The organism is Aridibaculum aurantiacum (assembly GCF_017355875.1).
Lineage (GTDB): Bacteria > Bacteroidota > Bacteroidia > Chitinophagales > Chitinophagaceae > Segetibacter > Segetibacter aurantiacus.
Genome location: NZ_JAFEWC010000001.1, coordinates 2,812,584 through 2,824,832 on the forward strand (window position 1 = coordinate 2,812,584; position 12,249 = coordinate 2,824,832).

At 41.5% G+C, this 12,249-nt stretch carries 6 protein-coding genes; all 6 read right to left on the minus strand.

Translation table 11 applies throughout. From position 1 onward, the window contains the following. Positions 1-5: 5 nt before the first annotated feature. Positions 6-2,915 carry a GIY-YIG nuclease family protein gene (locus J4N22_RS11725; RefSeq protein WP_207494518.1) on the minus strand — a complete coding sequence of 970 codons (2,910 nt, stop codon included), beginning with the start codon at positions 2,913-2,915 and terminating at the stop codon, positions 6-8. Further along, entirely contained in the window at positions 2,908-4,437 is a 1,530-nt protein-coding gene (locus J4N22_RS11730; protein WP_207494521.1) for an Eco57I restriction-modification methylase domain-containing protein, read from the minus strand. The genes J4N22_RS11725 and J4N22_RS11730 overlap by 8 nt, the downstream gene beginning before the upstream one ends. Further along, on the minus strand, positions 4,434-5,072 hold the full coding sequence (locus J4N22_RS11735; RefSeq protein WP_207494523.1) for a hypothetical protein: 639 nt from the start codon (positions 5,070-5,072) through the stop codon (positions 4,434-4,436). The genes J4N22_RS11730 and J4N22_RS11735 overlap by 4 nt, the downstream gene beginning before the upstream one ends. After that, a complete protein-coding gene (locus J4N22_RS11740; protein WP_207494525.1) occupies positions 5,069-9,874 on the minus strand; it encodes a RecQ family ATP-dependent DNA helicase in 4,806 nt (1,601 codons plus the stop codon). Before J4N22_RS11740 ends, J4N22_RS11735 begins: the two co-directional genes overlap by 4 nt. A 161-nt stretch (positions 9,875-10,035) precedes the next feature. Next, positions 10,036-11,301 carry a hypothetical protein gene (locus J4N22_RS11745; protein ID WP_207494528.1) on the minus strand — a complete coding sequence of 422 codons (1,266 nt, stop codon included), beginning with the start codon at positions 11,299-11,301 and terminating at the stop codon, positions 10,036-10,038. 267 nt (positions 11,302-11,568) lie between these two features. Further along, positions 11,569-11,817: a helix-turn-helix domain-containing protein gene (locus tag J4N22_RS11750; protein ID WP_207494530.1), complete on the minus strand. Its 249-nt coding sequence runs from the start codon at positions 11,815-11,817 to the stop codon at positions 11,569-11,571. Positions 11,818-12,249: the final 432 nt, after the last annotated feature.

The following is a 12,249-nucleotide window of genomic DNA, read 5'->3' on the forward strand; positions in this document are numbered from 1 at the left end:
GTTAATCAATTAAGAATTTCCCATTTTACTTGAACCTTTTTTGACCACTTATCCCACTCCTGCTTTGAAACCTTTTTTTCTCTCCAATATTGCCTTAGCCTTTCATAAACAGTTTTCTCGCTTAAAACTTTGTTCCCAAGAGAAAATTCAATTCTTAGCATCTCTTTTTCTGGGGCAGATAATAATCCAATCAAAGAAAAAACATCTCCTATTTCGCCACTAGACATCTCGGCTACATCCTGTAGATCCTGCAGATTCAAGTAAGAGAGATTTTTTTCCTCAACTATCTTACATAAAGTTGCATTCATTGCTTGCCACTTATTAACCACTCCGAATTGATCAGATACTATTTGTGATGTTTTACTTTTCCATGGCGAAAGATTTTCGAATATTTCATTGAATTCCTTTCGAGTTACAACGGTGTCATAGCCCCCCACATCTTCTCCCTTATGCTTATTAATTCCCGTGTATTCCAAACTGGCATCTTCATACCGCTTAAATCCGAAAACCGCTTGATTCATATGGGCCGAATTAAATACATCAAGACTTACCAGCAACTCAAAGTCTTTTACCGTTAAGCCCGTTACCTTCTTAAACAATCCGGGCTCCAGTTGAGTAATTACATCCTTCAATCGCTGCTCTCTAAAATCAGTGAGGTACATAAACACTGGGATGCGTGTGGCAAACTTGATTAGTTTATCCTGTATTTTCTTTCGCAGGCTTTTGTATTCTTTCTCCGCTTCTGTCAATTCTTGTTTTTGTTTCTTAGTCAGTTCTCCGTCATTAGCTTCTTTCTTTGCTTTCTTTACCGCTTCAGACTTATTGATAATGGTTTCTATATCCTGGTTCAGATTTCTAAAGCCTTCAATGCTCTCCAGCGCCTGCATCGCCTCGGTATTAGCCATTAGCCGAGCAAGTGTATTATTGTCAACGTTTACTAACAGTGCACTTTCCCAGCGCCTCGCCAAAAGCGTAGCAGTTGTACCACTCATCGCCATATCCAGAACTTTGGCAGCATTAATTTGTTCCATATAACTGCCATCATAAGCTAAAACTGGTAAGAAGTTGATAAATTCGGCAACTTTCGTTTCTGGATTTGATTCGTCTACATTAAGCCTGCAACTATAATCTGCTATTTGTCTTAGTGCACGATCAGGCGCAAAATCAAAAACGTAACATTCTTCTTTTAGTATCTCTTCTCTATTGGGCGACTTATTGTCCGGATTTGTGATAACCCAAGGCGTCTGTACACGAAAAGCTGCCTGGAAATAAGTTTCAGGACTCGAAGAATTTCGAAGCATAAAAATGCCTGTCCATGGCTTCACCGAAACACCGGTAGTTAGCTTGCCGCACGATAAGGTTATAGTTTTAGACTCAAGTGGATTGTCGGTCATCGCATTCAAAACCGGTTGTAGTGCTTGAACGCCTATCCCTGCCTGCGTACCTGCTGCCACTACAACTGCGTAATCATGATAGAATTTATTCTGACGCTGTTTCAGAAGATTTGACATGGCATAGCAGGAAGCCACTGAAGGCAAAAACCAAAACGTGTGGTTTAATACTTTTAACAAAGGCGCATGTGAAAAAGGTAAAGGTGGCTTCTTTGTACCTATCTTAAGATTGTCAACTGTAGTCTCGGTAAAAGAACCTCTTATCAGGTCGAGCCATTTTTGTACTTCATCTTCATACTTAAAGTGTGCTTTATGGCCTTCGCCCTCTGCCTTAAAAAAGATATTCAAATCGAAACCATCAAACTCTCCCTGCAAAGCTATTTGCCGAATAGACTCCGGGAGTTGGTAGGTTAGCATAACCATCCTCGGCAAAGAAGCATAAGGGTTGTTCTTCCCTTTCCAGTTTTCCTTTGCCCTTTGCTCATCAGAATAAGTCCAGTTGAATATCTGCTCCTCAATAAACTCTCCAGAACTAATAGCTCTAAACGGTGTACCCGATAAATACAGGTAGTGACTGGTGGTAATTGGTATTATGTTTTCCAAGTGCTCTACAGTGTCTTCTTCTTTAAGTCCCTCTTTCTCGACTTTTTTATATTCCTCCACTTCTTTTTCAGCCTCGATGTCTTTGCCAAACAAATCTTTTGCAGTTTCCCGCCAGGCTCCAAAATGATACTCGTCGAAAATGATACAGTCCCAATGCATCGCATGCACCCATTCGTTCTTAGCTTTGATGCCACCGGTAGTGCTGTTTCTTCCTAAAAAGTCCTGGAAAGAGCCGAAACACACCAACGGCTTTTTAGTATCGACATCTTCGCCGGTTAATTCTGCAGCATTCTGAGAAATGAATTGCCAGCCTTTAAAATCAACATGCGACTCCAAATCTTCTTTCCATGCATCTTCCACGGCTGGCTTAAATGTCAGCACAAGCACTTTTTTCCATCCCATTTTTTTTGCTAACTGATAGCTGGCAAACGTTTTCCCGAAACGCATTTTTGCGTTCCATAAAAAATGAGGCGTTTTGTCCCGGTTTTCCTTTTTAAAACTTTTGAAGTACGCTATTGTTTTGTTTACAGCTTCTTCTTGTTCGGGTCGCATACCGAACGTAAACACTCTGTTTTCTTCTGTTTTCTCACCTGTCTTTATCTCGTGAATTGTATGCCGCAATTCATTCAATGTGCACTTAAACCATTCGCCTTCAGGGTTTGGAATTTTCTTTTTTCTTAAAAGTCGGTGAACGTCACGGTCGGTAAAGGAACTGCCATCCCGCTTCATGGCAGATTCTTCAAAAACAATCTTGTGTTGAATTGCTGCTGTGCCTAATTGTTCTTTAATACGAACCTGTGCAGCACGGTCAGTAAACCCGATTTTGAGTAGTCCTTTGTGTGTTTCAACCCCAATCAACTCATAAGCATAAATAATTGGATTGACTGCAGGTCGTGGTGGAAAGAATTCTTTTTTACTCATTGTTATTTTCTTTCAATGAAAAGCTCATCGGAGTAATCATTTTTTCAATAAAGGTGATTTCCTCCTGAGTCAATTCGTATTTCTTATAGAGTTTTTCATCTGTCCAAGTACCTGACCATTTCTGTTTGGGCACCCAAGTATACGTTGACCGTGTAGCGTGTTGTGTTATTTTCCGAAGAGAAACTAAAAAACGGAAAAATCGGGTACGCAAGTAACTTTCGATGCTTTTCGCTTGACTTTCTGTGTCAACAAAGAAAAATAAGTAAGATTGGGTGCAAACTGAAGGCGAAGGTGCAATTAGAGGTTTGCCTAAAACAGAATCTGGGATTTTCTTTCCTCCATCGGAACCTGCTTGTGGAATCATCACTTTCCATTTATCAATAAGTTCAATGCTTTTTGTCACTTCACTACGTCCAATCCACCCTATATCTCGTTTACCTTTCTTGATGTAGTACAAGGGAACATCGCCTTTCTTCTCTTTTTGATGGAAACCAGAAAAGTTTGAAGTCCATCCAAATTCTTTATCAACAGAAAGTATTTCCGTAATCGACGTTTCATTAAAAGAAAGAATCTTTCTTAAAATCTCAACAGCACGACTATCTCTTACAAATACATCAAACTCATTCAGGTTTCTTTCAACAGGACCAAAGACTTCGCCACCTCGAATACTGATGACTTCGCAAGTTCCTTTACTGTCTCTACTCCATAGAAAGTAGCACACTCCACCCTTGATTTCCACTCCTGCGAAAACCTCATTAGCGACAGGGTAATCTACAAGTTTCCTTATCCTTTTGTCTTCAAGCATATTTTTACGAAACTCTGAAAGACCAAGACCACTCGCCATCCACCGAGATGGGATAATCATACAAAGAAACCGTGGGTTTAATTTTTTAGCTTGCTCAACAAACTTGTTGTAGATAGGAATATCTCGTGTACCTCCATCTGAGCCTAATTGATAAGGTGGGTTTCCTACTATCACATCGAACTTCATATCGAATATTTTTTCAGGTTCTTCTGTATGGATGAAATTATAAGCATGGGTTTCAAGCGCATCCTCTCTGTCATACGCTTCCTGACTTGCACCACAGTAAATGCATTTGCCATCATTCCATGTGTGATATATTCTTTTAAAATAAATGTTGCCTTGCTCACTTTTAAAATCTTCACAAATGGAGTATTTGCCATTGGCAGTTTTAGAGCAATACACGCTTCGCCGGCAAAGCAGAGCGGTTAATTCTGTTATCGCAATTCCGTAAAGTTGTTTACTAAAAATGTGGTTGATACGCTCCTGTTTGTTCGGAATCTTCTTCTCTAAGCCTTTCATCAGCCGCTTTGCCATTTCTCTTAGAAATACCCCGCTTTTACAACCGGGGTCTAAAAACTTTGCATTTGGGCTTTTCCAAAGTTCTGGCGGCAACAAATCTAAAATCTCGTTGACCAACGATGGTGGCGTAAACACTTCATCATTGCTAAGGTTGGCCAAGCACGATAGTACGTCAGGGTTGTATTGGGTTTCTATCATTCAGCTATTTTGTACATGTCGGTTAAGGGATGTTCTTTTACAGGTTCATCTATAGCCGCTGGCATACCTTCATCGTTAAATGGGAGTACAAACTGGTGTGTCTTTTCCACCAAGAACCTGAATATGTAATCTCTTCGTTTCACCATATTACCTACGGCGATGCTCCATTCAGAAAACACAATGGGCTTTTTTGATACCGGGTTGGTAAAATCCAGGGCATCGCACCATAGAACGTTTCGTTCCAGTACAAACTTTATGGTCTCTAAAAATGCCAATTTCCCCGCAGCACCAAAATTCTTGATATAGACCTTTGAAAGTATTGAAAACAACCGGTCTTGACATTCTATGGCATTATCCTGTAAAATATCCACCCCATATATGCTCCCCGCCGCAATGAAAGCATTCCGCTCCCATTCATTTTGCATTTTCATGTAGCGCCTATCCACCACCGCTAGCTTTCTTCGAAGTACCTCTGCTAAAAAGTTACCATCACCACACGCAGGCTCCAAAAATCTTGATTCAATTCTTTCTGTTTCTTGCTTTACCAAATCCAACAGAGCATTAACCTCCCGCTCAGAAGTGAATACTTCTCCATGGTCGGCCACTCGTTGCTTCGATTTTACTTGTCTTGTCACTTATACATCCCAGTTTTAAATGTTATTTCCGGCAAGATAATCTGCAACTCTTTTCCACTATCCTGATTCTTCCAAATCACTACAAAGTTTGTCCTTGCTTCTTCAATATAATACCCCTTACTCTTTAAACGAGCCAGCTTTTGTTCACAGTCTTTAGAGAATCTTAAGACAAGCTCACCGTTTTCTTTCGTTAAACCTTCTTCTGCCACCAACAAACGGTTACCACTTTGAACATGTTGCAGACGATGCTGCACATATTCAAAATATCCAAGGTATACATCCCTGTGATTAAGAAGCAGTGCAATCCTGTCCGGGGGCAGATAGTTGTTGTTATCCTGTTGATGCACAACTGCGTCTTCCACTATACCCTCCAGGTAAGTTCCGTTATAATGTATATGCAGGTTGTTTTTGGCCCTGGTCATAGCAACATATACCTGCCGTTTGGCTTCGTCTGTTGTTACATCGGTATTACTCAATAGGAGGAAAACGTTGTCGAACTCTCGGCCCTTAGCTTTATGAATGGTAGAAACAAAGATGGTTTCGCTGGTTATGCGGATGAAGTCTTCAAACTTTGATTCACATAAGAATGTTTTCCAATCACTCTTATACTTCCGGTATGGGTTTACTGCTTCAAAATCGGCAATGATAACTTGGCACCAGTCTAACTTACTGCTGCCGGCAAATTCCTGTTTTAAAGATCGCTTGGCACTTTCCCAAATCTCGTCTTCTACTGTAGCAGAATCATTCTGCTGAACAAGCTCACTAAAGTACCGGAGCTCCTTTAGGTCGTACAAGTTAAATCCATCATTGGTTTGTATCAATTTCGTTTTAAAACCATTCCTGTTGAGCAACCCCGCCACTTGTACTGCCTCGTCATTCGTTTTTGTCAATATACAGGTAGAGCCAGACAGGTCGGTTTGCTGCAAACTATTTACCAGTGGTACTACCAGGTTGTTTGTATCATACCTTGTTATAGTTACCTGGCCATTGGCTGCAGCTTCGGGCATAATCGGCGTTTGTTTTAGCCTGTTGGTTATTTTACCTGACCATTGATTAGCCAGTGCAACGATATTGGCCTTGCTGCGGTAGTTGGCTACCAGCTCGTACAACTTAGCACGATGCGTAGTAACCAACGAAGCCATGTATTGTGAATCTGCACCCCTAAACTCATAAATATTCTGATCATCATCTCCTACCAGTAACACCCGCATGCCGTCGTTGTGCTCCATCAATGCCTTTACCAGGGCACACTCATTGGCATTCATGTCCTGTGCCTCATCTACTACCAATACTGCTTTTGTAATCCTGCCCGGTTCCACATCACCCGCCTTAATCTTGCTGACAGCCATCTCCAGTATAGTTTCTGAATGCGATAGGCTGCCCACTTTACCCAGCAAATCAAAGCAGTAAGAGTGAAAGGTTCTGATCTCTATAAAATTGGCAGCATTGCCGATCAGTTCCAGCAAACGCTTCTTAAACTCGGTAGCGGCAGCCCTTGAGAACGTTAGCATCAGCAACTGCTCGTGCTTTACATCTTCGGCCAGCAGCAAAGAAGCGAGTTTGTGCACCAACACCCTTGTTTTGCCACTACCCGGCCCTGCTGCTACTACGATGTGCTGGTTGGCGGAGTCTTTAATGATTTCGAGCTGAGCCGGTGAAAGTGCGCCAAACAGTTGTGCAAACTTGGTCGGGGTAAGTGTTCGCTTTATCTCGTCCTGCCGGCTGCCCGGGAAATATTTACGCAGGAAGGAATCGTAGTTGAGCCTGAAGTAATCGTCCACAAACAATAAGGCTTCTTTATAATTCCGCACCATCTTATTGGCATACTCCCCTACTATGTGTATCTGCTGTATTTTATTTTGGTAAAAGGACGCCAGCTTTTGATAATCTTCCTGCTTGTATTTGATTTTGTTGTTTGCTTCCAGTCGCTCAATTCGAAGACGATTGTACAATACCATAAAGCCACCTTCTATTTTGATGGCTTCTATCCTCGACAGGTAAAATAGGGTGTCTTCTATCTCTTCATTATCCGCATTCATAGCGAACATGCCTACCGATCGTTCTATCTCCTCTTTTAGCTCTCCAATCGAAAACTCTATCAATACTTCATTGGCTGTGTCGGAGGAGCCTTCAACCGCTTTATTATACAGGTATTCTACTATAAGCTGGCAAAGCTGGTGCCGTCGGGTCATCTTATTCTCCAGCTCGTGTTGTGGCTGCAATAAAACCAGCTTACTGTGATTTTTAGATAGATCAGCATTCTGCTTTCGAACCCAGTTCCTGATCTTCCAAAAATTGAGGATGGTAGTCAGTTTATTGGGTGTGGCATCGTTGCAGCCTGCTTCTACAGCATGTTCATTCAGCTCCTTTATGTTGTACACTTTCTCTTCCTGCGATAGTGCAGATAGGAGAAATGCCTCTAACTGACGATATTTAAAAACGATCTGCAATGACCTGTTGCTATTATCTCCTTTCTTGATAAATGCAGTAAGGTCTTTCGTCTGCGCCAGTATTTTTTCGTCTCGTAGTAATTGAATAACCTGCAGCACTTCATTTTTTACAATACCAAGATGATCGGCTATATAATCCACTCTTGATTCTGCATCTTCCTCAGTAGCCAATCTCTTACTCTTGCTGGAAAATAGTTTTTTGATAATGCGTACTGCATGGCCACGCTGCCGTTCATTGAACTTAGGTGAACCATTAATTTTGTCTATCGCCTCCTGGGCTGTTTTAGATAAGATGCTACTTGCGAAAACCTGTGGATTGTTTTGGCCTCGCTTTAGATATCTAGCATCTTCCAGGGCAGCAATGGCAGCTGTTACCCGGGTTTCTATATCGTTTATATTTTCATCCCATCCAGCTTTGCGAGCAATTTCTAATGCAGAATGAGATACGGACAATTTGGTTTTGGTCAGATCCTTTATGGCTCTCCAAACCTGGTTGATCTCTTTCAGATCGAGCTTTGTTTGGTTGAGCAATACGAAGTGCTTGTTCAGGTCTTCTTCGTTGAACAGGACATAACAATCGGCAGTAAGACTTTCGTTTCTGCCGGCACGGCCTGCCTCCTGCACATAATTTTCCAAAGAATCAGAGATATCGTAATGGATGACCATTCCCACATCATCTTTATCTACACCCATACCAAATGCGGAGGTGGCCACCATGATGCTGACGTCGCCTGAAATAAAAGCATTCTGATGTTGCGTTTTATCATCCTTATCCATTTTACCGTGATAAGCCAGGGCATTAAAGCCATCTTTTACTAATCGGTCTGCTAGTTTGTTGGCACGCCTCGTCCTGGATACATATACAATTGTAGGACATGGCTTTGTTTCCAGTAATCTCCGTAGTTCACCATACTTCCCTTCATCATCATCCTGATTGTATACTTTATAATGAAGATTAGTCCTGGAAGCATCTGACCTAAATACTTCAAGATGTAGATTAAGCTTTTCTTTAAAATACGTGAGGATATCCTCTATCACCTTTTGCTTGGCTGTAGCCGTAAAACAAGAAACCTGAATTTTTTCTGTTAAGCCTTTTTTCTCCTGCAGGTTTTTGATGAAGTCGCCAATGTATAAATAGTCAACCCTAAAGTCTTGCCCCCATGATGAAAAGCAGTGGGCTTCATCTATTACAAATCTTGCGATTTTCCTACCTAATAATAAGCGTTCAATAACAACAGATCTTAATGACTCAGGCGAAATATACAGCAGATGTGCACTACCCTCCTGCACCCTTTCAATTGCTTTGCTTTTTTCAATGGGATCCAATAAACCATTGATAGCAACAGCATCTGTTATACCTCGCTTCTCCAGGTTATCTACCTGGTCTTTCATCAGCGACTGCAGCGGTGAAATGACAACGGTTAATCCTTTCGTGTTCTCGCCATCCATCAATGCAGGCACCTGGAAGGTGATGGATTTACCACCCCCGGTGGGAAAGATAGCTAGTAAAGATTTCCCTGAAATGGCTGCTTTGACTGCATTTTCCTGCAGCGGTTCACCACCATACGATCTGAATTGTTCGTAACCGAAGTGCCTGTACAATGCCTTGTATGGATTGAGTGCTTCTTTGCAATAATTGCATCCTTCTACACATTGCCTGCCTCGGAGTACATAAAGCATTTGCTCAGTGGCAGGAATAGTGTGCGCCACCCAAGGTGGAGTGATCGAATACTTGTCGTTGACATTGATTAAAGCCAATGCATATGCTATAGCAACTGGATTAGCCTGGATGAGTGGTTGAAGATCTATAGATGTACAAATCTTACCATCAAACCTTGCAAGTATTTGATCAGCCAATTCACCTGGTCCTAAGCTTTCGTTGTATTCTACATATTCGTAGAAGTATTTGAATGCACGCTTTCCCTTTGTAAGATTGAACAGTATAACTTGTAAAGCAGGGTGAAGGTTTTTGAAAGCATTGATTTCATCGTAGAATAAGTTCCTGGATTTAATTGCATCGTTAACAGGATTATTCAGTTCGTCTACCTGCAGCTTGTCGTCTTTCAACAAATTATGGTAAGGCCTTTGGGGAAATAACAGCGGCGACAGAAATAAAGTGTCTATTGCTTTTGGCTGCTTTAAGAAGCTTGCTGTGGTTTGTTTTTGAAGAACAGGTAAATCGTGCTGAATAATATTATGACCGGCAATAAAATCAACTGCAGATAAGAATTTTTCAAGCTCGTGAACAGATTTACCATGATATACTGCGCCGTCACTCCTGACGCACCCTATATCATTGATGGCTTGCGTATTCTCTCCCGTTTCAAGATCAAAAAAAGCGATCGACTTCATTCGCAGGTTCTGGGTTTTCCTAAAGTTATTGGGTCTTGGATATCTTCAAGCGGCTTTCTGTTAAATCTGCCGCTTCATGTGTTCACATTTAAAAGGGTATCGTTTATACAAATAGATGTTTTCATTGTTTCTTTTGTACTTTGGGCATGGGGCTGTTGTTTTTAAAATTGATCTGATAAAGTATTGGTCGAAAGATCAAAGTACTGGTAATACAGGTTCAGTTTAGTAACCTGGCGTAAATGACACATGTAAGCAATAGCATCTTCTGTTCTGGCAGGCTTAGGTGTCACAATGATCAATTCGTCTGCGCGATTTGCTTTTGTATAGAAGCAATATTCCATTATCTGCCCTATTGCTTCACGTATTGAAACCCGAACATCCGCATAGGTTTTTATCTCATAAAAAGTATAACCTGAACCTTTCTTCACAACTATATCGATACGGCTGTTCCCGTTTACTTTATGCTCTCCTACTACATTTTTGTTACCATGCTCCTTGCGTAGATACTCTAATAATTTAGTAGATAACAATTGGTGATGAAGCTCAATTTCAATGGCCTGTGGTTTCCGCCAAAAGCGTGATATGGCAACTGCCGTTTTAGTAGGAGCATGTTTTTGAGTGCTTGCTGCATCAAAGGAAAACTCTTGCTTCTGTTCGCTAATAGCAAAACTCTCATCATAATGAGCAAAAGAATAGCGGTTAATCCTATAAGCTGAATGCTCCGGATCAAGTTCGATGTAGTCCTGGTAATCCATGTCCTCTGGCTTGAACTTTACATTAAACATGTTTACGCCTTTGAACCCCGAGAAGTCTTCAATCTCTACTAATCCCAGCTGATCTTTCATTTCAGCAAGCCAGCCATTAGCCTCATAAATTTCTGTTACTTCGTTTGCTTCATCTTCCCCTATAGCAATAAGATTGTGGATAATCCCATTGAAGTAGCGAAGCTTTGAATTCCCATCTACACTGTATAACCAAACACTAAAAGCTTTTCCTTCATATGCTTGTTGTTGCTTTCGTACAGGTTCAAGGAATGCATAATGATAACCGCCAACTGTTTTAGATATGTCAAACAGCCATTCTTCATGTCCATAACCATGAACGGCTTCATGAGAATCTTTATGTGTGCTTTTTCCTGTACGCCCAGAAGGCAATTGCCATCCTTTATTGTTCCAACATAGCCTTGCTATTCTGAAACTATCAATGACCTGGTCGTTATTCAACCTAACGAGTCCATCTTCAAGCGTGAAGAGGTGACCATAGTTGTTAACCCTTGCATTTATTTGACTTTGCGCAGGATGTTTACCGTCTTTAGGGCGCACCCACAATTTTTTTTCTTTGATAATCTGGGTGATTTCCCGTGTTGAAAGAGGCTTTGCGTACGTAACAAGTACATCAGAAATAGCATCATGCAGCAGTTTGGACATAGAAAGGGTTTAGCACGTTAGTTATATCAACAAGTTTCTCTCACAGTGTATTACTGTGTAAAACTTCCTTAGCTACCGGGTGGGGGATGTAGACGGGAAGAGGGCTGTAAGATAATTTGAAAATTTGAAAATGAGGCAATGAAAATAGAAAGCCAATTGATAATTGCTGACCAATTTGAAAATGAAGAAACAATAGGGCAGCAGGGCGCAGCCAGTCATACTACAGTGACTGTTCTGTTACTATTTTCAGCCTTGGCTCATTGCAGATTATGACATATGATCTTCCAGCATCTTATCAATGTCAATGCGCCTGTACCAGCGTTTTCTGCCAAGCTTCGCCGACTTGATCAAATCGGCACCCTCCCACTTCCTGAGGGTACTCCTGCTGATGTTCAGCTCCCGCTCTACATCAGCCGGGTCAAGCCAGTACATGCTGTTGGAGGGTTCGTGGCGCTGGCTCCTGCGCGATTTGTTGTACTTCCTGCGGCCTCCGTTGTTACCATTAAATTTTTCCATGTATAGTCGTTTTGATGAAAACTTACCTTGAGTACTTCATAAACATTGGCGGGGGACTGTGAATCTAAACAACAGGTTTTGAAAATGCAAGAAGGGAGGTTGGGTATGAGGTATGGGGAATGGGGTGTGAGGAGGGAGGAGCTGGAAGCTGATGCTGGATGCTAGATGGTAGATGCAAGGCTCGAGGCATAAGGCATGAGGTATGAGGCGTGAGGAGAGAGGAGCTGGAAGCTAGATGATGGATGCTAGATGGTAGATGCTAGATGCTGGATGTTGGAAGTTGGATGTTGGATGTTGAAAGGTAGTGTCACGTCCTGAAACTGGTTGACATATTGAAGTAATTAAACTCAATCAATATGTCACAAAAAGTAGAGAGAACAGTCATCCGGTACAGTAATAGCTTTAAGCTAATGGTTGTCCAGGAGATTGAAG